Origin of the sequence: Candidatus Pantoea multigeneris, assembly GCF_011752615.1 — a bacterium.
GTDB lineage: Bacteria > Pseudomonadota > Gammaproteobacteria > Enterobacterales > Enterobacteriaceae > Pantoea > Pantoea multigeneris.
Genome location: NZ_VWXF01000002.1, coordinates 518,831 through 542,121 on the forward strand (window position 1 = coordinate 518,831; position 23,291 = coordinate 542,121).

A 23,291-nucleotide genomic window follows, 5' to 3' on the forward strand; every position below is an offset into this window, starting at 1 on the left:
CCATTTTTGTCATTATCTTCATGATGAAAGAGGCTGCGCCGCTGCCAGAGCATTGAGCGCCTGTAAAAGATCATTTCCATCGCCACGCTGGGCTTGCAGCGCCTGCGACACGCCCTCGTGCTGCACGGCCGCTTCAGTGTGTTGCGTCTGGACTGGCTCAACCGGCGGCATGATGCGCGCGGTGTCAGGCTGGCCGGGCGTTACGGATGCCACAGTTTTGCCTTCGCGTAAGGTGAGCAGCAGCGTCGTACCATCGGCACGCTGTAAGCGCAGTTGGATCTGTCCGTGGGGGACGTGCTGTTCATGGGTGATACGCACTTCGCCGTGGCGCGCATCAAAACGGAGCCAACTGGGCAGTGGGCGGCCATTCGCCAATACCGCGCCGGTAAAGCCGCTGCGGCCCTGTAAGCCCGCAGGCAGTTGGAAGACGCGCTCGCCCTGCGCATTGTGTTGCCAGCTCCCCTGCCAGCGGGTCTGCTCCGCCAGTTGCTGATGGTCGCGGAAGTGCACCACTTCCAGCGTGGGCAGTAATCCCGGCATGATCGGGTCCAACTGCCACGGTGACTGGCTGTAATCCAGCGGGGCGTTAGCCGTAGTAGCCCCCCCGCTTAGCGTATTGAGGGAAGGCGTCGAGGTGTCGGGCGCAGTGGCAACCATCGCCATAAAGGTGCTGTTAACCGGCGCAGTAAAAGCAGGCGCGGCCGGGAGAATCACCGGATTCACGCTGTTGCCCGGCTGGCTGCCGCCAGAATTATCGGAATCACCCGAGCCACCGGTATTACCGGTATTCCCCGGGTTGCCTGAATCCCCGGAGCCGCCGGTATCACCGGAATTACCCGAGTTGCCCGAATCACCGGAGCCGCCGGTATCACCGGAATTCCCCGAGTTGCCTGAATCACCGGAGCCGCCAGTATTGTCGCCATCGCCCGAGTTGCCTGAATCGCCCGATCCACCGGAATCGCCCGTTGCTGCGGTGACGCTGAGCGTCAGCGTGAGGGTTGCGCTGGCGTTCTGCGCATCACGTACCACGATAGCCAGCGCGTAGTCACCGGTCACCGCTGTCGTGCCGCTGATGGTGTGGGTGGCCGCATCAAAGCTCAGCCCATCCGGCAATCCACTTAGCGTCCAGCTCAGGCTATCGCCATCGGCATCGCTAAACAGGTTATCGGGCAGCGTGATGCTCACCGCCTGTCCGCTGGTGACAGTGACGGTCTGCGCGTTATCCGGTTCCGCCTCTGGCGCATGGTTAATGGTGATGGCCTGTTGCCAACTGTTGCTGACCAACCCATTGCTGCTCAGGCTGATCGACAGCGTCACTTGCGCTGGCGTGCTGGTATCGCTGTCCTGCCAGGTGAGGTTTGCTAGTACCTGATTGGCGGTTGCCGTGGTGACACCAGCGCTGAAGGTGATAGAAAGCACGCCATTTTGCTCACTCCAGCTGCCAATCGTCGCATCCCCCAGGCGAAGCTCACCGCCACTCGCCAGCGTGATGCCGCTCTCGGTGCTGAAACCAAAGCTGCCTTTACCGCTGCTGTCGCTGACGGTTAAGGTCGCATTGCCGTAATCCCCCGCGCCTGCGTTGAGGCCGTCGAGGGTTTTGTCGCTCACCGTGACGCTGCTGCTAAAGGCATAGCTGCCGTCAGTCCCTGGCGTATAGATCGGTTGTGTCTGTTCCAGACTGAAACTGACCAGTTGTGCACCGCCAACCACCACACCGCCATCGCTGCTGGTAAACAGATAAGAGGCACCCGACAGGCTCGCGTAGTCGCTGCTGGTCAGGGTGGTGAGGGCCGTCAGGTTACCGCTGGCGCTGATTTGGTAGCTGTGCAGGCTGCCATCGTCCAGCGTCAGGTAAAGGGTGCTGTCATCGCCGGTCATCGCCATGGCGGTGATGGTGCCGATATTCTGCATATCCGCCACCTGCACCAGTTTGCCGGTGGTTTGATTCAGGCTGTAAATCAGCAGATCGCTACCGCTGGCGACATAAATCAGCGAGCCATCGCTGCTGCTGGTGACATGGGTCGGGGCGGCAATGCTCACCGTGGTCCCGCTGGCGTCACTGCTACCGTCATGCAACACGCCCGTTAAGGTCAGCTGGCCGTCGCTACCGCGATGATAAACAATCAGCGAGTTGGGGAACTGGCTCGATACCGGGTCAGTCACCACATACAGCCAGTCACCGCTGGCGTAGATAGCCGTTGGCGTAAACAGCACCGGCTCACTCCAGGCATCGTAGCTCAGCGTTTGCACCGCCGTCAGGCCACTGCTGTTGAGGCTGTATACCGTGAGTGCATTGTAGCTATCGGTGACATAGACACTGGTGCCATCCCCGGAGAGGACAATCGCGGTGGTATTCCACGCCGTGATCGACTGCACCGCCGTCAACTTACCGTCACTGCTGCGGCTGAACACCGCCAGCGTACTGCCGCTGTCGCTGGCCACCAGCAGCGTGGAGCCATCCGCCGTCACGGCCATGGCAGTAATGGCAGAGAGTCCGGTATCGCTGTTGCCGAGCCAGCTGAGTTTGCCCGCGCTATCGCGGCTGAAGACCGCCACCGTACCGCTGCCGTCGGTCACGAACAGGGTTGAACCGTCGCTGGAAAGCTGGCTCAGCGTCAGGGTGCCCAGCCCGCTGACCGCACTCAGGCTGTCGGCGTAATCCAGCTGTGCGCTGTCACTGTCGCCGATCACCGCCGCACTCTCTTTGACCTGCAACGTCACGGTGGAGTGGATGTCCAGCGTGGCGCTGCCGCCATTATCCGTGCCGCCGTTGTCTTTAATCAGCGTCAGGGTGACATCTCGGCTGCCACTCACGCCGTCCGCATTGCCGTAGGCGATGCCATTCACCAGCGTCTGGGCGGCATCGCTGGTGATGCCATCAGTGCTGCTAATGCTGACACTGGCCACGCCGTCGGTCACGGTCACGCTCACCGTCAGGTTGCTGTTAGTGCTGATGCGCACGCCATCACTGAGGCTGACTTGACTGCGGTCAATCACCAGATACTCATTTTCACCGCTGACCAGCCCGCTCACCGTGAGGGTTATCCCCTGAATCAACTGGCCGCTTTCGATGGTGTCGATGGTGGTATCGGTAAACAGCGCCACGCTGCTGCTGGCATCGCTGTAGGTCGGGTTGGCCGCAGTGGCCGTTAGCGTAGGGGGATCGTTGACCTCGGTGACGTTCACCACCACACTTTTACTGGCAGACACATAGCGGTCGCTGACGGTGACCGTCAGATTGATGGTTGCCCATGGCGCTTTACTGCTGGTGCTCCAGCTGATCTGCTGCAACACCTGATTTGCCACCGCCGTGGTGGTGGTGGCGGTAAAGGTGAGAGTTAACGCACCCTCTTGCTGAGTAAATGTCGCAATCGCCTCACCGTTAAGGGTGATCACGCCGTTGGCGAGCGCCAGGCCATTCGCTGCAACTAAACCGTAGCTGTCGCTGCTGTCCGCGCCCGCGCTGCGGGAGACGCTGAGGGTTGCGCCCTGGTAGTCGCCCTGGCCGTTGTTGAGGGCGTCATAGTCGCTGTCGGCCAGCACGAGGTCCCCGCCAATCGCCGTGGCTTCACCGCCTTCGGTCCAGGCAACGGAGGCATTGGCATCGCTGCCGCTGAAGGTGCGTAACCCGCCGCTGTAAAGCCGTGAACCGCCGTAAACGGACTGTCCATCGGGCGAGATCGCCATCACCACCAGCGCCCCGCTGCCGCTGGTGGTTGAAACCAGCGTCAGGCTACCGTCGGCGGCGATCTGGTAGATCGCCATTTTGCCGGTGTTACCGCCGACATACAGCGCATCGCCATCGGCGGAGGCGGCCACCGCAAAGGGATAACCACTCACCGTGTTGTAAACGCTGGCCGAGGAGATCAGGCTCATGCTGTTGCTGCTGGCATCATAATTCAACGCCACCAGATAACTGTTGGTCCCGGAAACAATGTAGATATGCCCATTCACCGCCGTGAGGGAAACCCAGTTACCGGCCATCGCACTCGAGGTGCCCAGTGTGCCCGCATCGCTGCTGTTGCCGTCGCTGTCGGTCCAGGTCAGCGCGGTGCCATCATGGGTTAACTGACCATCAACGTGCAGTACCCCGCTGCTGTTGGCCGAATAGACATACAGCGTGCCGCTGCTGTTCAGGGCGTAAACATTGTCCCCTTCCACCGCAAGGCCCAGCGTTCCCTCTGTGGTGAAACTCTCCTCGGCAGTCAGCGTGCCCGAGGCATCCAGGCTGTAACGGGTTAAACCACTGCCGGTCATGGCGTACAGGCTGTTGCCATCGCTGGAGAGCGCCACTTTGAGCACGGTATCGGAAAGGGTCTGGCTGTTGATCAGCGTCAGAGTCCCATCGCTGCCAACGCTGAACCCCTGCACCACGCTGCTGCCGCTGGCACTGGTGCCAGAGATATACAGCGTTTTACCGTCGGCAGAAAACGCCACTGCGGTGGTGCCTTGCAGACCGTCGACCTGATCGGCATCGGTGCCCTGGGTGTAGGTTTTAAGCAGCGTCAGTGCGCCGTCACTGTCGCGGTGATAGAGGCTGACGTAGATGGTGCCGGAGTAATTAGCGCCCGTCGCCCCCACCACGGCCAGGGTTTCGCCATCGGCAGAAAGGGAAATGTTGTCAACGTAATAGCTGTAGCCGGTCAGGTTGCCGTCACTGCTGTAGCTCAGCGAACTGGTGGTCTGATCCAGCGTTGGCGCATGGTTAGCCGCTTCATCGGTGCTGATGACGCGCAGCGTCAGTTGCATTGAGGCGGTGGCACCGCTGCTGTCAGTGACGGTGACGGTTAAGGTGTTGTCACTCAGGCTGGTGGCCGTGCCGCTGAGGGTGTGGGTCGCGGCATCAAAGCTTATCCCTTCCGGTAATCCGCTGACCTGCCAACTCAGGGTATCGTGATAAATACTGTCGGCATCGCTGAACAGCGTGCTGTCGAGTTGCAGGCTATATGCCTGGTTTTCCACCGCCGAGGTCAGCGTGGTAGAGGCATCTGCGTTCGCTTCCGGTGCACGGTTAGCGATTTGCTCCACCGCCAGCGTCAGGGTGGTTTCGGTACTGGCTCCGGCGGTGTCGGTGGCGGTTACCGTCAGGGTAAAACTGCCAGTGCTGGTGGTACTGCCGCTGATGGTGTGCGTTTCTGCGTTAAACGTCAGGCCATCCGGCAGGCCGCTGACGCTCCAGGTGAGGTTATCCTGGTCGGCATCGGTAAACAGATCCGGCAGGGTGGCGCTGTACTCCGTTTCTGACGTCACGCCCGGCAGGGTGTAGTTGTCCGCCACGCTGCTGTCCACCGTCGGGGCATGATTCACCCGAACGGTGATGTTTTGCGCGGTGCTGTTCAGTTCGCCGTCATTCGCCACGACCGAGAGCACAACCAGCGCACTGCTGACCGAGGTGCTGGACCAGAGCAGCTGATGCAGCACCTGATTGGCTTCAGCGGTGGTGACCGCAGTGGTAAACGTGACTTTCAGGGTGTCGCCGCTGGCGACGAATGTCCCGATCTGCTCGCCGTTGAGCAACAGCTGTTCGCCATTCAGGCTCAGCCCGTTGGCGCTGGATAACCCGTACTGGCTGTTGCTGCCGTCGGGTGCGGTGATGGTTATCGAGCTGTCCTGATAATTTCCGGCACCGCCGTTGAGCACATCCGAATTACTGTCGGCAAGGGTCAAGGTGTCGGCCAGCGCCACCCCACTGCTGCCGAGGGTGTAGGTTAACTGGGTGCTGTAGCGCTCAATACTGTCGCCACCCACCACCAGCAAAGCACTGCCACTCGCCGCCAGCGCACTGCTGCCGCCGGTACTCTGGGTATCGAGGTGCGTTAAGGCACCGCTGCTGGCAATGGCAAAACGTTGAAGATTGCCGCTGCTGTCACTGACATACAGTTGACTCCCGTCGCCACTGACCGTTAGCGCATTGGCACCACTGAGGGTCTGGCTCTCCAGCACTGTGGCGGTGGTCCCGTTAAACTGCCAAGTGGTCAGGGTGCCGTCTACCGTATTCAGGCTGTACAGGGTCTTGCCATCGGCAGTCGCCGCCACCTGGTACAACGCGCTGTAATCGGTATCGCCTGTGGTTGCGTTAGCCACCAGCGTTAAGGTGGAAACCCCGTCGACCTGGGTGGTTTTAAAGATGCTCAGCGTCTGCCCGGTCTCCATATCCACCACAAACAGATAATCGCCTGCGGTGGTCAATCCCGCTGACCGACTCACGTTATCAGTAAAGACCGAGGCATAGCTCAGGGTGCCGTCGGTGCCAACGTCAAACACATACACCCCATTCCACTGGGTGCTGATGTATAACTGTTTGCCATCTGTGCTGAGCGCTTCGTTGACCGCCGTATCGCCAACGCTGGTGCTGCTGCTTTCACTCAGGGTGCCATCGCTGGCGCGCGCCAGGGTGATCACCTCGCCGCCGTTCAGCACATACACGGCGGACTCCCCCGCCACCATGCCGGTCACGCTGCTGAGATCGTCCAGCCCGCTCAGGGTCTGCACTTTGGTCAGGCCGCCATTTTCCGCCACGCTGTACACCAGTAGCGTGCCATCACTGCTGGCGACATAGGCATAATCACCCTGCGGCGAATAAGCCACCGACTTCGCGCTGTTGTTCAGGTCGGAGACTGTCAGGTCATCGGTCAGACTTAAGCCGTCAGTGTCACTCAGGGTCGGTGCGAGGTTTTTACTGTTGTCGATGGTCAGATGGGCGCTGACGTCAATATCACTGCTGTCGTCCGCATCGCTGATGCTGGTCAGCGTCACATCCACGCTGCCGTTACCCACATCGCTGCTTAAGGCGCGGTAGCTAATGCCATCAATCAGGTTTTCCACCGCAGCGGGCGTGACGGTATCCGCCGTATTAAGGAATAAGGTGATAGTGGCTTTGCCATCGGCCACGGCGACGTTATAGCTGTAGTAATGGCTGGCGGTTTCACCGCTGCTGGTGGTCAGCGTAATGGCGGTGCCATCCACCACCAGTGCCTGATCGCTGCCGCTGGTGCTGACGCTTACCACCAGTTTGGTGATTTCATTACCACTGCTGTCAGCCGTTACGCTGGCCCCGCTGAACAGCGCGGTGTCCGCGCCCAGGTTGCCGGTTTTATCAATGGAATACACCGCGTCTGTTGCCGCCGTGGCCGTGGCGTGGGGCGCAGTGGTGCTGGCCGTGGCATCCGCTACCGTGGCCGCAGTGGCGACGGCAGCAGCATCAAACATCATGCGCGGTTCCAGCGCCAACGCCTGGCTCCAGGCGGGTCGGGTCGAAGTTTTTTTCATAGTTTTACCTAAAGCCGGTTATTCGATCAGGCGTACAGAACTGCTCTGTCGGTTGATATCGTCAAGAATGTCATCAAGATCGCTGCTGATTTGCCCTGAGCCACTGGCGAAGCTGTCGGCATCCGCAAACTGAATGCTGCCACCGTTGTTGGTGATACAAGCCTGCAAGCCCGGCACCGCCACCTGCCCAAACAAGGTACGGCCAAAGTCGCTGGGGTCGCCGGGGCGTACGCCGATGAAGTAAAACAGCATGTTGCGATTGCGAAAGCTGGTGCACAGCGAGCGGAAACGTTCGGTGGCGGCGGCGTATTCATCCCCCGCCTCGTTAACGCCATCGATGTTCTGGCCAACATAGGCGTTGTAAGCGTCGGTATCGAACCAGTCGCCGCTGGTGTTCCCCAGCATCACAATCGCTTTGATGTTGCCACTGCCGCTGTCATTGAAATCCAGCGGGTAGGTGTCATCGCCCCAGCCGCTGCTGCCACGAAACGCCGGTGCCAGCGCCATCGCGGCCCACCCCATTGGGATGGCGTAGTTGACGTTATACTGGGAATTCATCTGCGCCAGACGGGCATCGATGGCGGTCAGGTCGTCAGTGAGCGGCAACAACGGCGCATCCGGGCAGCCTTTGTCACCGACGATATAGCGCGTGTCATTGACGCCGTTAGCAGCACCAAACATGGGGTTCGGCCCGGTCCAGGAGATGTAGGGCATCCAGGTGGCGTTTTCCGGCAGATCGGCGCGATAGCTGACGTGGAACGTGCCCACAGGGGCTTGTTCCCAGAAGTAGTTCTCCCCTGCATTTAACCCGCGATAGAAACATTCGCGTTTGGTTTGCAGATCGGGCATTAACCGACTGGCGAGGCTGGAGATCCCCTGCCCGCTGGCAAACAGCGAGGTCAGCTCGACGGGCGTCAGGGCACTGCTCATTGGCCAGCTACGAATGCGCGTGCTCCAGCGGGAAGCATCCCAGACGTTAACGGTCTGGCTGTAGGGCACCAGCGCCAGACGACGGTCGGTGTAGCCGGTCAGGAAATCATCGGCAAACTGGCTGCCCAGCGTGCGCAGCACCGCCAGCTCACTGCTGGTTTCCGTTGAGGTGTTAGGCAACACCAGCGCCACTTCAGTCGGGCGATAGATCACCTCGGCGGTGGAGTAAATACTCTGGCTCTTATCCGCCAGATGCAGCAGCGTGCTGTGGGTGGTGAAATTCAGCGTCACGGTGTAGGTGCGGCGCGCCTTACTGCTGCGCCCGCTGCTCACCGCCACGTCAGCTTCACTCAGCTGCTGCACCAGCTCGGTGTTCATGCCGAGGTTGCTCTGGATATATTGCCAGGCGAGCGCTTGCAGATCGCTGCTGTCGTACTCGCTGTTGTTTTTCGCCAGTGCGGCACGCCCAACGGCCAGCGCGGCGGCATCGGTCGCACGTTTGACCTGGGCCGCATCCCCGGTTGCCTGCATGGTGTCCAGCGCATAGGCACCGGTCAGCAGCAACGCCATCATGCCAAAGACAAAAAACGGTGTGCCCGCGCCGCGCTCTTGTTGCCAGAAGCAGCGCAGTGCGGCACGTAACGACTTAATTTTCATTGGTGTCATTTTTTACTCCGGCTTCATTTGCCAGATCGGTATCCAGCGTCAGGGTGCCTTCGGTCACGCGCCCTACCGCAGAGGCCGTGAGGAGCGGGTTCAGCCCCAGCCCGGTAGTCAGTTTGAGATCGCTGCTCTGACGGCACAGTTGCACCACAATCAACGAGACGGATTCACTGCCGTTTTTGGCGTCGATCTCCGGCAAATCGCTGCCCGGCCAGCTGCTGCCGGGGGCCAAATCGCTGTCCGCGCACAGGCCGGTGGCCGTACCACGATTGAGCTGCCAGTAAACTTCCCCGGTCTGCTTAACGTTGGTGATCGTCAGCTGGTAGTTACCTCCGCCGTTTTCCGGCAGCGTTGCACTGATCAAACCGGTCAGCCCCTGCTGGGTCAGGTTGGTTTGCATTGCCAGTACGGAACTCACCGCGCCAGCCCGCTGTTCCATGTGCTCGCGCTCCAGCACCACGGTGAGGAGATCAGCAATCAGGAGTCCCGCCGCCAGCAGAATGGGAAACGCCAGCACGGTTTCTACCGCCACCACGCCCCGCTGCTGGCGCAGGAAACGGCGCAGCCCACCGTTACTCTTCATTTAACAGCTCCGTGCCAAACACCTGTTTGTACTGATAGCGGAAGGTGCTACCCAGTGACAGGATCTCAGGCAGCGGCGAGAGAAAGGCTTTTTTCACCTGCACCGTGACCGACCACACCGGCAACGTCTGTAGGTCAGTGCCGTTCTGATTTTCATCGGAGATAGCCACTCCCCCCATCTCACTGAGGTTGCTGAAGTGCAGCACACTCACTGACAGGTCGTCAGCGGTCAGAAAACCGTCACTGGCGCTGACCATGCGCGCGCGCAGATCGTCACCCATCTGGCTGACATCGGCGTTTTGCAAGTCGTCGAGGCGGAACGACTGCACCGCGTTATCCAGCGCCACGCTGCCGATACCGATCACCAGACCAATACGCGCCAGCTCAAACAGCATCATCACGCCCACCAGCACCACCGGGGCAAGAAATGCCAGCTCAGTGGCGACCACCCCACGGTTTTGTCGCCAGGCATGTTCCCAGCCGCGCATCATGGATTCGGTTCACTCAAAGAGAGAGGCTGGGTACTCGCCATCAACAGCGTGTTACTGCTGCTGGAGAGTTGCGCCGCACGGGCCTTGAGGCTGGTCAACAACGTGTCCACTTGACTGGCATCCGCGAGCTGACTCAGCACGTCACGGGCCTTGTCCTCATCGCCTTTCACCAGCCAGGCCAGCGCCAGATTGAGGCGCACGGACGGATTGCTCGCATCGGCATTGCTCAACTGTTGAATGGCGCGATCCGCCTGACCGCTCGCCAGCCACGAGAGTGCGAGGTTATTCATCACCGGAATATTCCCTGGGTCTTGCGTCAAAGCCTGCTGGAAGCGCTGGCGTGCCTGTTCATGCTGCCCTTGTGCATCCAGCAGGACGCCAGCGCCGTTAAGCGCCGTGACGTTTTTGCTGTCACGTTGCAGCGCACAGGTAAACGACTGCTGCGCCAGCCCCATTTGCCCCAGCGCCAGCTCCGCGCGGCCCATGCCGGTGCAGATCGCCAGCGCTTCACTGCTGCTCATGTTCTCCAGCGATCCGCCCAACGCATCGCGGGCGCGGCTGTAGAGCGTCAGCGCCTGAGCGGGCTGGCGCACCGGCGCGGCAACGCTGGCGTACTCCAGCATCTCCGGGCCGTTTAACAGGCCGCGCACATCCAGACGGGCGTAGACGTCGGCTGCGGCTTCCAGTCGCCCCTGATCGCGCAGCAGGTGCGCCAGCTTCAGACCTTCACTTTTGTTGCCTTTCAGGCCGCCCGTGGCGCAGCCCGCCAACAGGCTACCTGCCAGCAGTAAAATCACGGTGCGCAGTGCGCGGGAAGATGTCATGTTCATCGGTATTCTCGTTTGATATCAGAGCGGTGGACCGCTTAGTGCGTTAACAGACGGATCACCCGCAACAGCGCGGGGGAAGCCATAATGGCGATGATGGGCGGCAGGATCAGCGCCATCAGCGGAACGCTGAGTTGAGCAGGCAACTTGCCCGCCTTCTCTTCCAGCGTCAGCAGTAAGGTTTTGCGGCTCTCATCAGCAATAGTGCGCAGCGCCTGCGACAGCGGCGTACCGTAGCGCTCGGCCTGCACCAGCGTGGCGACCATGCTTTCGATCTCCGTGACGCGAGTACGCTCCACCAGGTGCTGCAACGCCGCGTTGCGATCCGCCAGGATTTGCAGCTCAGCGGCGGTGTAGCGCAACTCATCCGCCATTTCCGGGGAGGAGAGCCCCAGCTCCTTCGCCACTACCTGCAACACGCGCCCCATGGAGAGCCCGGCTTCAGCGCACACCACCATCAGATCCAGCGCATCGGGTACGGCACGGGCCAGCTTTTCACCGCGCCGTGCGGCACGCAGCTTGAGCCAAAACTCCGGCAGCAGGCCGCCCACGAAAAAGCCCACCAGCGCGGCCGCGAGGCCCGTTAATCCAAAGCGGTCTTCCGGGGCCAGGGCGCCAAACACCAGCAGCAGGGCCAGTAATGCGCCCACCACAAATTTTCCCGCCACCAGACAGCCCAGCGCTTCGTTACGGCGCAACCCCGCCAAATCCAGCAGGCGTCGTAGCTTTTGTTTGTCACGATCGGAGCCCGCCAGTTGTAATCCCCAGCGCGCTACGGATTGCATCAGCTTTTCCAGCTGTGGCGACAGCTCGCGTCCCTGATTACGCAACAGGCTCTCTTGCGGCGACATCCCGTCTTCCTCCGCTTTAGCGGAGGCGAGTTGGGCGGCAATCCGTTCTTGCATCTGCTGCAACCGTGCCGCGCGGCGGCTTTTTACCGCCAGCACCAGGCCCACAATAATCAGCAGTAAGGCGATAACGATCAGCGGATCGTGCAACATGCGAGGGTCTCCTTAGCCAATGCGTTTCACCATCAGGTGCGTGATCAACATGCCCAGCATCACGCTGCAAAAGGCGTAGATCAGGACCGTGGTGCCGATGGGATCGTTAAACAGGAAGTCAAAATCCTGCGGCGAGCGCAGATACATGTAGCCGAGGCAGCTGGGGAACAGCGCCGCGACGATTTTGGCCGAGGCGCGTGCTTCGGAAGTTTTGGAGAGCACTTTCAACGCCAGTTCGCGGCGCTGGCGCAGGGTTAACGTCAGGCGTTCCAGCGTTTCACCGAGGCGGCCACCGGCTTCCTGGTTGATGATCAGGATCACCGCAAAGAAGCGATACTCGGCCATGGGAATACGCCCGGCGCTGGTCTGGATCACCTGACGCAGCGGAATACCGAGGCGCAGCCAGTGATCGATGGTGCGAAACTCCTGCGCCAGTGGGCCACTGAGGTGCGGTGCCACCTGGCCGAAGGTATTCGACACCGGCACACCGGCACGGCAGCTACGGGTAATGGCATCAATCGCATCCGGCAGACTTTCCCGCAGTTGGCGCAGATGCTTCTGCACCGTGGTGCGCAGCAGGAGAGCTCCCACCACCAACGTCAGTGCGAAGGCAAACACCATTCCCCAGGTCAACGGCAGCGGGGTGTGGCGTCCAACGGACATTCCCACGATCAAACAGACGGCGAACAGCACGCCAATACGTTTGCGCAGCGTTGCCTGCCAGCCGATAAACGCCAGCTGTTGGCTGACGCTCACCACCAGCTTGCCGACCAGCGGTACCCGCGCAAACGGCAGCTGCTGGTGGCTTTTCAGGATCGAGTCTGCTTCGCTGTCCGCGACCGCCTGCTGGAGGCCAAAAATCTGCGCCAGTCGGGCGCGCTGCTGCTGCTCAATGCGTCGCTGGCGACGCCAGTAGCCCACGGCCAGCAGAATGAACAGTGCACTGAAGAACACCAGCGCGGTCAGCAAATTGAGTTTTGCAGGATTCATGACCATCGCCTCAGTGCGCAAACAGATGCTGGCGATCGCTGTAGAACTGCGGCCGCTGAATGGTTTGCACATACTCCCCGCTGACGCGGCCCTGGGCATCGCTGCCCTGAATTTTGAAGCTGAACAGATCCTGCATCTGGATCACGTCCTCTTCCATGCCGCACACTTCACTGACCGCCACCACGCGACGCATCCCGTCACGCATACGTTCAATTTGCACAATCAGGTGCACCGCACTGGCAATCTGACGGCGGATCGCCATCAGCGGCAGCTGCATATTCGCCATCATCACCATGTTCTCCAGACGTTGGATCGCATCGCGCGTGGTGTTGGCGTGAACGGTACAGAGCGAACCATCGTGGCCGGTGTTCATGGCCTGCAACATGTCGAAGCACTCACCGCCGCGCACCTCGCCCAGAATGATGCGGTCAGGGCGCATACGCAGGGCGTTACGCATCAGGTCGCGCTGGTCGACTTTACCGCTGCCTTCCGCGCTAACCGGACGGGTTTCCAGCCGCACCACGTGGGTCTGTTGCAGTTGCAGCTCGGCGGCATCTTCAATGGTGATGATGCGTTCACGGCTGTCGATATTTTGCGACAGCGCATTCAGCAGGGTGGTTTTCCCGGCCCCGGTTCCGCCAGACACAATCACGTTCAGCCGGGCCTGCATCGCCCGTTGCAGCACCTCCACCATCGCCGGAGACATACAGGCCTGGGCTGCCAGCATCTCCAGCGACAGGTTGCGCCGCATAAATTTACGGATCGAAATGGTGGTGCCATCAATCGCCAGCGGGTAGGTGATCACGTTGACCCTGCTACCGTCCGGCAGGCGAGCGTCCACCATTGGACTGGATTCATCGATACGTCGTCCAACGGCGGCAGCAATACGCTGGGCGGTATTGAAAACGTGCTCTTCATCAATAAAGGTGATGGGCGAAAGTTCCAGCTTACCGAAACGTTCAATGAACACTTGCCCGGCCCCGTTCACCAGGATGTCATTCACCGTATCGTCAGACAGCAACGGCTGAATGGGCCCGATGCCGGTCATCTCATCCAGCATTTCACTGGCGATGCCCTCTTCTTCCTGACGCGACAGCTGCAAGCGCTGCTCATCACACAGTTGGCGGATCGCCGACTGGATCTGCTGGAGCAGGCGCTCACGGGACATCACCGCCGCACGGCCTGCATCAATCAGATCATACAGTTGGGTGCGGATCAGCTTACGATGGCTGTTCAGGCTCTCAGTGGGCTGTCGTACAGCCGGGCGGGATTCCGGCTGGGGAACGTCCACGGCCTGCTCGGCTACGGTAGGTTCCGGCGCGCGGCGCGCGGCTTCCGGGGCACGTACTGGGGTTTTACGCCTCAACATAACGCTCTCCTTCAGGCACGTTTAAGCAAACCGCGCAGCCACGGTTTCTTTTCAGGTTGCGGACGGCTACCACAGGCGAGATCCACCAACTGTCGCATGTGCTGCTGGAAAGGCGCGCTGGCCGCTAACTCCAGCGGTCCCATGGACAGGCTTTGCGTCAGGCTGTGTCCCGCGTGCGGGAGTTCCAGATCAATGCGGTGCCCGGCAAGGGTTTCGAACTGGCTGCGGCTTAACGGCGATGGGCCACTGAAGCGGCTCTGGTTGTGTACCAGCAGCAGGCGCTGCCCTTCGCTCTCATCACCAATCGCCTCCATGATGCGCTTCACATTGCGGGCATCCTGTAGGGTTAAGCCGGTGACCAGAATGCGCAGATCGGCATGACGCGCCACGTCCAGCGCGCCTTCCGGGAAGTAGGCGGGCAGATCCCAGCACACCTGGTTGAACATGCGGCACAGCGCCCCGCCGAGGTTGAGAACGGTTTCGCTCTCCACCGCCGACTGCGGCTGTAAATCGGGTTTTTGCGCTAACAGGTGCAGACGGTTATCCACCTGCAACATGGCGCGGTGCAGCAAGCGCGCATCCAGTTGGGCGCTGCTCAGCACCGCGTTGAGCCCGGCATCATCATTCATGCCTAACAGCAGCAGCTGATCACCCTGGCGGCGGTCAAAATCCACCAGCGCGGTAGGCAGATGGCGCTCGCGGGACATCAGGCGCGCCAGCCCCATGGCGACCGTGCTGATGCCGACGCCGCCACTGGCCCCTAATACCGCCACCGTACGTCCCATGCGGGCATACTCCGGGCCGGTTAGCCCGCCTTCACACTTGGCCAGGGTGGCAGAAATCAGATCCAGCGTGCAGGGCTTGACCAGGTAATCGGTCACCCCTAACTGAAGCAGCGCACGGTACAGCGTAATATCCTGAGCGTGGCCCAGCGCAATCACGCGCGTGGTCGGGCCGCAGATCGCTAGCAGCGTTTCCATTTCTGGCAGCGGCAGCGCTTCGTCATCCAGATCCACCAGCAGTACCTGCGGCGGTAAATTCAGCTCACACCAGCGGCTGGCAGCCTGAATGCCTCCACTGTGAACCTGCACATCCTGACGTCTTAAACGGGTCAGGTTGTCACGCAGTGTGTTGGCATCGTGCTGAACAAACGCCACCAGGCCTGCGCCCCACTGTTCGTTATCCTGGGCTGCGGAGAGGGTTGCATCACTCACTGGCCTAATCCTCCGCCGCTGCTGCTGCCACCACCGCCGCCGCCACTGCCGCCGCCGGAGTTGAGGTTGAAGTTAATCAGATCTTTGGCTTTATCATTTTGATAACGCTCGACGCTGTTGACCACGTACACGCCATCGGCTTCATCCAGCGCACGGGCCTGAATCAGGTCGCGTGGCTCAGCCACCATGCGGGCCAGATTGCTCTGGTTCGCGCAACCGAGATAGCCCACCGCTTCAAACGGCTTCACCATCAGCTCATCGGGATTGTTGATTTGGCAGTCAGGGGTGATCACCGCCAGTGCCTGAGACTGCACTTGCAGATCGCCGCTGCGACCCGCAGCAGGGATGCGCGGTTGGATGCGGATCAAACGCTTGTCGGCACCGGCATTGGCCAGCGCGTTCGCCAGACGAGGGGCAAGTTGTTCACCCCGCACGCTCCACGGCGTAATGGTCAACGTCTGTTTTGCCAGACGGCCCTGTTGAGACAGCAGCTTGTTGAGCAGCGCCAGTGAATCATCATTCAATCCCTGTCCGCCCGGCGTGAGCTGCAAGTTCACCGCCAGCGCGCGCGGTTTCACCTGCACCGGCTGGAGGGAAGGCTGATCGATACGTGACAGACGGATCTGGTTCATGGTGCTGTCACAGCCCACCAGCGTCAGAAGCGAGAGCGCCAGCAAGGAAAGTCGGGTATGGCTATAGGTTTTCATCGTGTTTGCCCTGTCAGTAGAGGTAGCCAGCGGCACCAAATTGCGGCGTGAACGCATCAACCATCTTCGCGCCTTTGCCTGGCGTCTGAAGCTCACCGGCATTGACCGGCTCAACCACATACGCGGTGGCGATGATCACCAGCTCGGTGTCTTCCTGACTGGTGGACTCTTTCTCAAAAGCACGACCTAACAGGGGAATGCTGGAGAGCCCAGGCACACCAGAAACGGTCTGGCTGGCGGTACTGCGCAACATGCCCGCCAGGGCAAAGCTCTGTCCGCTGGCCAGTTCGACCGTGGTATCCGCACGGCGTACGGTCAGGGCCGGAATGGTTGATCCGCTGCTCAGGGTGACGGACCCCACGTCGGTCAGCTCACTCACTTCTGGCGCAATGTGCAGGCTGATGCGGTTCGCGGAGAGCAGCGTTGGCGTCATACGCAAGATCACGCCGTAGGATTTGTAGTTGATGCTGACGTTGTTATCGGTGATCAGCACCACCGGCACTTCACCACCGGCCGCAAACGCGGCGGTCTGACCGGACATTGCCGTCAGGTTCGGTTCGGCCAGTACCGAGGCCATACCTTGTGAATTCATCGCGGAGAGCAGCGAACTCAGGGAACCATCGCTGCCGCTGGTGTTGTATCCCAGAGACATCGCGCCGGAATCACGGCTGAAGGTGTTGGTGGAGGAGCTAAAGAAGCTGGTCAGCGCGCCGCTGCCGAAGCCCCAGGTATTGCCACCGCGATTCAGCGATGCATCCCAGTTAAAGCCCAGTTCATGGGTCAGCTTGCGGGAGACTTCCACTACACGTACCCGAATGTTGATTTGTGAAGGGGTACGGATGCGCAGTTGATTGACCACGCTTGGAGAACTGCTGCTGGAGGCTGGCTGCGCATTGCCACCGGCACCGCCGCCGCCACTTGCGCCACCGCCTTGCGCCGAGGACATCGATCCGCTGATCCACGCCTGCACGCTGTCGATGACGTTTTTTGCATCCTGCGGCGTGTCGACGCTGCCGCGCACAATCACCCCATCCGGGATCGCCGCTTCAAGCTGAATATCGGCAGACGGGAACTGACGACGCAGGCGCTCTTTCAACGCACCGAGATCGTGCTGTACCACCAGGCGGATCGCCGTCAGCACATTGCCGTTGCTGTCCATGGCGTACAGCGTGGTCGAACCCACACCTTTACCAAAAATAAACACGTTGCCAGGGGAAGGCAGTTCAAAGCTGGCGATATCCGGGTCGGCAATTAACACGCTCTCCGGCTCGCCATCAATTTTCAGCATCCTGCCCTGATGCAGGTTGAGGTCAATTTCACTGCTGGGGTTTACTTGTTCTACCGCCCTGGCGGGTAACGTCACGGCAATCAGCAACCACAGCAGCATTGAAAGCCCGTGTTTAACGGCCAGACGACGGCCGTCGTCAGAAATAAAACGCATCTTCATCTCACTAGAGTCAGGTGTTAAGGCCCAGTGTTGCCCGCCAGCGGCAGGCAATACGGCGGTTATCGGTTCGGGAATTGCTGAATATCGGTTTTGTCACCACGGAACAGCTTTACCTGCTGCCCGGTTTGGGTGAGTTGACGATAAATCTGCGTGGTGTCATTGAGGGTGGTGACCTGTGGCGGCGGTATTTCCGTCCCGCTGTCTGCCGTCAGGCTGCGCTGGGCGAGGTGTAGCATGCCCACTTCTTTCGCGACCGCCAGTGACTGCGCCTGTGCAGGCGTGACTTCCACCGTCACGGTGCGATAAGGGCGACGACGAAGTGCGCTGTTTGCGTCAGTTTTGCTTTTCTCACCCGGCTGGACTTCACTGGCGGGCGGATCGAAGGTTTCGTTATCCATCGCCAGTACGCGCAAATTGCGGGCAATCGTCTGGGCGGCAACCACGGGTGCAGCAGGCCCGGTGGTGCTGCCAGTCACGCTGGATTGATCATCGCGGCGCAGGCTCAGAATGATATCAATGCGGTCGCCCGGTGCGACCAGTCCGGCATTGCTGGCGACGGCATCGGTCGGTACTGAGATCGCCAGCATCCCCGGCTGCAATACGGCAGAGATAAAGCCCGGATCGCCGGGTTTTACCACTTCGTCGCGGCTTAACGGCTGACCCGCCTGGACGTTATGGCGCAGCGTGGCTCCAGCCAGTTGGCTTTCACTGGCCTGACCGCGTACGTAGTAAAAACCGCTGGTCATGCTGTCATTCAACGTCTGCCAACGCAGCGCTGAACCCTCTATAAATTCCCCTGGAAGTAAATCGCGATTTGCCACCAGCACTTCGGTTTTCTTGACCGGAGCCACCGCTTGCTGCACCACGGGAACCGGTGCGGAGAGCTGGCTGCGGACAATAATCGCCACCACGCCGGCGACAATAAGCGCCCCGGACAACAGCATTGTCGAGTTTATTTTCATTTTTATTTTCTGCCAGGCCAGTTTCTGTTTATTTCCTCAGAATAATGGCCAGATAAGGGTATAAGCCGCACCGAATGCAATGGCTATACCGTACGGAATTCCCTGCGATAAATCAGACGATAATACGGGCGGCGTTGCAATTTGCGTACGCAGCTGATGATTTATTCGGTTAATTAACAGGGCCACGGCAGCAGGAATGCTGTTTAATAACGGCAGCGCCAACGCCAGCACGCCACCGGCAATGGCCGTCATCATAATAAAACTGAGCTGATGACCATAACCGACCCATAAACAGAGTACGCTCATTAATTTTACGTCGCCTGCCCCCAGTCTGCCGGTGAGAAACAGTAAGAACCCCAACAGGAAAACGATACCCGTACCGGGCAGTGCCTGAAGCAGCGCAACCGAGAGGTGCGGCGGTGCGGCAACCACACCGGCAGTCACCAGCCCACCGACCGCCAGCCAACCGAACAACAGTGCCAGCACCGCCCGGTTGGGGATCTTCCTGAGCAGAAGATCGCTGACCACACACCAGGACAAACATAAAATTAACAATACGTTAGCTGCCCACTGAATGCACAGTGAGGCGGCCATTATTTCCCTGTGGTCGTGGTCGTACCCGTGCCGCTGATCTGATTGGCGATCTCGGTGAACTTCTCATTCAGCGCCTTCACGAACACGCCGTTGTCACCAAAGATGGCACCAATGGCTGCTGCCATCGCCGCCGCTAAAATGCCATATTCAATCGCCGTTACGCCGCTTTCGTCACGCCAGAACGCCTGTAATTTTGCTGTAAGCTGATTCATATTCCGTTCTCTCTCAGTCGGGTTAGCAAGGTCATTACCGGCTATCAGACCGGATAATGGATAGGACAATAATGAGACTTATTATCAAGAACAGCAATACGCCGAAGATTAAGATACGTTAATTTTCACGTTTTTTTGCTGTTTTGAAAATCAATAACCGCGCGTAGATTGCGGTTATATTTATGCTGCATAATCAATAAGGTTAAAACAGCGTAATATATTCACCCTGTTTATCCTTTATTTAATTCCGGTTAAGACATAAATAAACAATTAACCCTGGTTGTGCCGAGGCAAATGCAATTTTCCCACCGTGCAGTTCTGCAATCGCTTTGACCAGCGATAATCCAAGACCATAGCCTTTTTGGGCATCCTGCTGGCCGAGACGCTCAAAACGCTCGGTGGCCGCGCCGTAGAGCGCAGGCGAGATCCCCGGCCCGGCATCTTTGACGCACAGTGACAGCCAGCCACGATAGAGTTGGATACCCAAACCAATGCGCCCCTGCCCTGCGGCATACTTCAGGGCATTTTCAATCAGATTGGCCATGGCCTGAAACACCAGCGCCCGATCGCCAAACAGTTGGATACCGGTGCTGAGTTCCACCACTAACCGGCACTGCTGGGCTTCGGCCAGCGGCTGATAATATTCCGCCAGATCGTGCAGGAGTTCCTGTACGGAAAATTGTGCGAACTGATGCACGCAGCGGCCGCTTTCGATTTCACCAATGCGCAATACCGTGCGAAACAGGTTCAGCACCGACTGCACCTCACTGGAGGCTTTATCAATCTCCAGCCGGGCGCTGTCACTGAGATCGTCCCGTTCTGACAGGTTGTAGAGACGGTTTTGCAAATGGGTCAGCGGGGTGCGCAACTCATGAGCAACATGGCCTGCGGTGCTGCGCACCTGATCCATCAGCCGGTCGATGCGCTCCAGATTTTGGTTGATGTCGCTGCTCAGTCCGTCCAGATCGTTGCCCCACGGCGAGACGGGCATGCGTACGTGCTTTTCCCCGGTACTGTAGCGGCGCAGCGCATCACGGATTTGGCGCACGCTTTGCAGATTGCGCAGGCTGAAGTGACGGCTTACCAGCAGGAAGAACATCAGCAGGATAAAGACGCCTGCCCCCGCCACCAGCGGAATGGTTCGGACCCGCTCCAGCATCGGTACCGCGTTATAGGCACGAAAGAAAATGCTGCCATCACGCAGGCGTACCGCCAGACCAATCACATTGCTACCACTCTCCGCGCCCATGTTGCGTTTGAGGCAATCCACATTCATCTGGCAATGCACCGGCCCCGGCGCATACGGCATATTGTGATAAATCAGTTGTCCATCAGGCCCGATCACCAATGCTATCGGCAGCTCATCGCCTGGCTGGTGATATTCATTGCGCAGCTGATCCACCAGAGTACTGCTGTCTTTCAGCCGTGATTTAGCCGAATAGGTGTAGATATCGTTCATGATGATATCGTGCACGTGGCTGCGTAGCAGGGATTCGCTCAGCACACTAAAACCGATGATGCAGCCGAGCATCATCAGCATAAATAAGTAGACGATGGAGATCGCCTGACGGAAATTGCTGGTCGATAAGAAATCCGGATCGCGGCTGGCACACACCGCCTGCCACTGCTGGACCTTGGTCTGTAGCCGACGCCACAGGCCGTTTGTCGCTGTTGCTGACACCGACTACCCCTTTTTGACGTCACCCAGGCAGTAACCTACCGAGCGCAGCGTTTTGATTAAGGGAAGGGAAAAACCTTTATCAATTTTGGCGCGCAGCTTAGAGAGATGCACATCAATCAGGTTGGTTTGCGGATCAAACTGATAGCCCCAGACGCGTTCCAGCAGCAGCGTGCGGCTGATGATTTTGCCAGGGTGTTCCATTAACAGCATCAGCACTTTGATCTCTTTATCGGTGAGTTCAATGCGTTTTCCGCCACGCCAGGCCGAGCGCTGAATGCAGTCGACGGTTAAATCGGCAAAGGTCAGCACCTGGCTCTGCTTGTGCAGACGCTTATCCCGCCCGACAATAATTTCCAGCCGCAGGCAGAGTTCGCTCATGTTAAAGGGCTTACCGAGATAGTCTTCAGCCCCCAGTTCCAGTCCCATCACCCGATCCACATCGCGATCCAGCGCCGAGAGCAGCATCACCGGCGGATGCGGGCGATCGTGCAGCGCACGCAACACGCTGAACCCGTCCATACCGGGTAACATGCGATCCAGCAGCACCACATCATAGACCTCTTGCTCTATCGCCTGTAATGCTTCAGTTCCATCATGAATCAGACGAAAAGAGTGGCCATGAGAGTGTAATTTATCCCCTAGCCAGTGACACAAGGTGGAATCATCATCCACAACTAAAACACGCATATTCTGTCCTGAACAAAATGCATCCTTTGTACTGTTATTTGTAGAATGCAGGTTTCGCCAAATATTACTCAGTCACGGCTTCGGATATAACGGGAAGGTGAAAAGTGGCGAGAAACCGACCACTAAAGTCAAAAGATAATAACAATCATTATCATTTCTTTACAAGCGTTTTCGCAAACCAACCCAGAAAAGAGTGAAAAAATGTGATTAAGCAAACCCTTGCCACATGCGGCTTGTGGGGATTAACCGCCATTTTATGGCAGAGATATGTTAAAAAATCTTAATGCAGAAACGGACCTGAGACGCCCCGTCATCAGACGCTGATTCGCTTAATCTAGCGGATTAACGGGGCATCAAACATTAAGTTTATTTTAGGTTTACGCAAATACCTTGTTTATTGCTCAGCACTCGAATCATACTTATTTTACGCAAGTGTTAATAATAACCATCACTATAAGCCCGTTTTTCGGGCCTGATTTCTGCTGTCTGGCAGAAATTGTTAAAATAGTTCGAGGCTCAGATATGTCATTAAATCTTTACCATCGTTACCTCAATGAAAAACAGCAACAGCCACACAGCTATGCGCGCGACCTGGCAGCGATGCTGGGTGTGAGTGAGGCCGAGTTGACCGCCGCACGCGTTGGCCATGATGCGGTGCGTCTGGCCGATAATCCTAAAGCGATCCTCGCGGCACTCGCCGATGCCGGGGAGCTAAAAGCCATCACCCGCAATGCGCAGGCCGTCCATGAAGTGACGGGTGCGTATCTGGAGCAACAACTTGACGGACATGTCGGACTGTTGCTCAATCCTGGCGGGGTGGATTTGCGGCTGTTCTTCAGCCAGTGGCACAGTGCCTTTGCCCTGTGTGAAGAGACGCCGCGCGGTCCGCGCCACAGCCTGCAATTTTTTAATCGCCACGGCGAAGCGGTACATAAAATCTATGCCACTGCACAGACCAATATGACTGTCTGGCAACAGCTGCTGACCGATTTCCAATCCCCGGAGTCAGCCCCGCTGGCCCTCTCTCCTGCCACACCCACGCAGTATGCAAACGAGGTCGACACTGTCCGGCTGGAGCAGGAGTGGCGCGCCATGACCGATGTACACCAGTTTTATCTGCTGCTGCATCGCCATCGCTTGTCACGTCAGCAGGCGTTTAATCACGTCTGCGATGAGCTGGCACAGCGTGTCGATAACCAGGCGCTACCTCGCCTGCTGGAGCAGCTACAGCAGCAGGCCAATCCGATCATGATTTTTGTGGCTAACAGTGGATGCGTGCAGATTTTTACTGGCCGGGTACAGGAAGTCAGCCCGCTGCGCGGCTGGCTGAACATTTTCAACCCGAACTTTACCCTGCATATCAAGGCTGAGGAGATCGCCGAGAGCTGGATCACCCGCAAGCCGACGGTGGATGGCATCGTGACCAGTCTGGAACTGTTTGCCGCCGACGGCACGCAGATAGCCCAGCTGTTCGGACAGCGTCAGGAAGGCGAACCGGAGCAGCCCATCTGGCGCGAGCAACTGGCGCAATTACTGACCACAGGCTGATCGAACGCACGGGCATTGCCTGAGCCGCTAAAAACCTCCTCTATTTTCCCCGCCTGGCAGAGACGTTATCTTTTTCATTTCCTTAACGTTATCTGCCGAATATCTCCTTTGCCTCCA

At 58.8% G+C, this 23,291-nt stretch carries 17 protein-coding genes; 1 reads left to right on the forward strand and 16 read right to left on the reverse strand.

Annotated elements, in window-relative coordinates:
* Nucleotides 1-18: 18 nt before the first annotated feature.
* From F3J40_RS07810 to F3J40_RS07885, 16 genes are all read right to left on the reverse strand, one after another.
* Nucleotides 19-7,269 carry a putative Ig domain-containing protein gene (locus tag F3J40_RS07810; RefSeq protein WP_167013459.1) on the reverse strand — a complete coding sequence of 2,417 codons (7,251 nt, stop codon included), beginning with the start codon at nucleotides 7,267-7,269 and terminating at the stop codon, nucleotides 19-21.
* Nucleotides 7,270-7,287: 18 nt separating this feature from the next.
* Nucleotides 7,288-8,865: a hypothetical protein gene (locus tag F3J40_RS07815; protein WP_167013461.1), complete on the reverse strand. Its 1,578-nt coding sequence runs from the start codon at nucleotides 8,863-8,865 to the stop codon at nucleotides 7,288-7,290.
* Nucleotides 8,846-9,445 carry a TadE/TadG family type IV pilus assembly protein gene (locus tag F3J40_RS07820; RefSeq protein ID WP_167013463.1) on the reverse strand — a complete coding sequence of 200 codons (600 nt, stop codon included), beginning with the start codon at nucleotides 9,443-9,445 and terminating at the stop codon, nucleotides 8,846-8,848. Before F3J40_RS07820 ends, F3J40_RS07815 begins: the two co-directional genes overlap by 20 nt.
* Nucleotides 9,435-9,932 (reverse strand): hypothetical protein, encoded by a 498-nt coding sequence (locus tag F3J40_RS07825; RefSeq protein ID WP_017345926.1) that lies wholly within the window; start codon nucleotides 9,930-9,932, stop codon nucleotides 9,435-9,437. The genes F3J40_RS07820 and F3J40_RS07825 overlap by 11 nt, the downstream gene beginning before the upstream one ends.
* Nucleotides 9,932-10,765 (reverse strand): tetratricopeptide repeat protein, encoded by an 834-nt coding sequence (locus F3J40_RS07830; RefSeq protein WP_167013465.1) that lies wholly within the window; start codon nucleotides 10,763-10,765, stop codon nucleotides 9,932-9,934. The genes F3J40_RS07825 and F3J40_RS07830 overlap by 1 nt, the downstream gene beginning before the upstream one ends.
* A gap of 35 nt (nucleotides 10,766-10,800) precedes the next feature.
* A complete protein-coding gene (locus F3J40_RS07835; protein ID WP_167013467.1) occupies nucleotides 10,801-11,763 on the reverse strand; it encodes a type II secretion system F family protein in 963 nt (320 codons plus the stop codon).
* A 12-nt stretch (nucleotides 11,764-11,775) separates the two neighbouring features.
* A complete protein-coding gene (locus F3J40_RS07840) occupies nucleotides 11,776-12,753 on the reverse strand; it encodes a type II secretion system F family protein (RefSeq protein ID WP_167013469.1) in 978 nt (325 codons plus the stop codon).
* 10 nt (nucleotides 12,754-12,763) lie between these two features.
* The gene (locus F3J40_RS07845; RefSeq protein ID WP_167013471.1) at nucleotides 12,764-14,122 is read right to left on the reverse strand and encodes a TadA family conjugal transfer-associated ATPase; all 1,359 of its coding nucleotides are present in this window, start codon (nucleotides 14,120-14,122) and stop codon (nucleotides 12,764-12,766) included.
* Nucleotides 14,123-14,133: 11 nt separating this feature from the next.
* A complete protein-coding gene (locus F3J40_RS07850) occupies nucleotides 14,134-15,336 on the reverse strand; it encodes a CpaE/TadZ family protein (RefSeq protein WP_167013473.1) in 1,203 nt (400 codons plus the stop codon).
* On the reverse strand, nucleotides 15,333-16,043 hold the full coding sequence (locus F3J40_RS07855) for a CpaD family pilus assembly lipoprotein (protein ID WP_017345932.1): 711 nt from the start codon (nucleotides 16,041-16,043) through the stop codon (nucleotides 15,333-15,335). The genes F3J40_RS07850 and F3J40_RS07855 overlap by 4 nt, the downstream gene beginning before the upstream one ends.
* Before the next feature lie 13 nt (nucleotides 16,044-16,056).
* Entirely contained in the window at nucleotides 16,057-17,484 is a 1,428-nt protein-coding gene (locus F3J40_RS07860) for a type II and III secretion system protein family protein (RefSeq protein ID WP_167013475.1), read from the reverse strand.
* A 65-nt stretch (nucleotides 17,485-17,549) separates the two neighbouring features.
* The gene (gene cpaB, locus F3J40_RS07865) at nucleotides 17,550-18,452 is read right to left on the reverse strand and encodes a Flp pilus assembly protein CpaB (protein WP_167013477.1); all 903 of its coding nucleotides are present in this window, start codon (nucleotides 18,450-18,452) and stop codon (nucleotides 17,550-17,552) included.
* Nucleotides 18,453-18,488: 36 nt separating this feature from the next.
* Nucleotides 18,489-19,046: an A24 family peptidase gene (locus F3J40_RS07870; protein ID WP_017345935.1), complete on the reverse strand. Its 558-nt coding sequence runs from the start codon at nucleotides 19,044-19,046 to the stop codon at nucleotides 18,489-18,491.
* Nucleotides 19,046-19,258 carry a Flp family type IVb pilin gene (locus F3J40_RS07875; RefSeq protein WP_017345936.1) on the reverse strand — a complete coding sequence of 71 codons (213 nt, stop codon included), beginning with the start codon at nucleotides 19,256-19,258 and terminating at the stop codon, nucleotides 19,046-19,048. The genes F3J40_RS07870 and F3J40_RS07875 overlap by 1 nt, the downstream gene beginning before the upstream one ends.
* 241 nt (nucleotides 19,259-19,499) lie before the next feature.
* Complete coding sequence (locus F3J40_RS07880; RefSeq protein ID WP_167013479.1) at nucleotides 19,500-20,939, reverse strand: ATP-binding protein; 1,440 nt, start codon at nucleotides 20,937-20,939, stop codon at nucleotides 19,500-19,502.
* A gap of 3 nt (nucleotides 20,940-20,942) precedes the next feature.
* On the reverse strand, nucleotides 20,943-21,626 hold the full coding sequence (locus tag F3J40_RS07885) for a response regulator transcription factor (protein WP_017345938.1): 684 nt from the start codon (nucleotides 21,624-21,626) through the stop codon (nucleotides 20,943-20,945).
* A gap of 522 nt (nucleotides 21,627-22,148) precedes the next feature.
* Here F3J40_RS07885 and F3J40_RS07890 point away from each other — a divergent pair.
* Nucleotides 22,149-23,174 carry a hemin-degrading factor gene (locus F3J40_RS07890; protein ID WP_167013481.1) on the forward strand — a complete coding sequence of 342 codons (1,026 nt, stop codon included), beginning with the start codon at nucleotides 22,149-22,151 and terminating at the stop codon, nucleotides 23,172-23,174.
* Nucleotides 23,175-23,291: the final 117 nt, after the last annotated feature.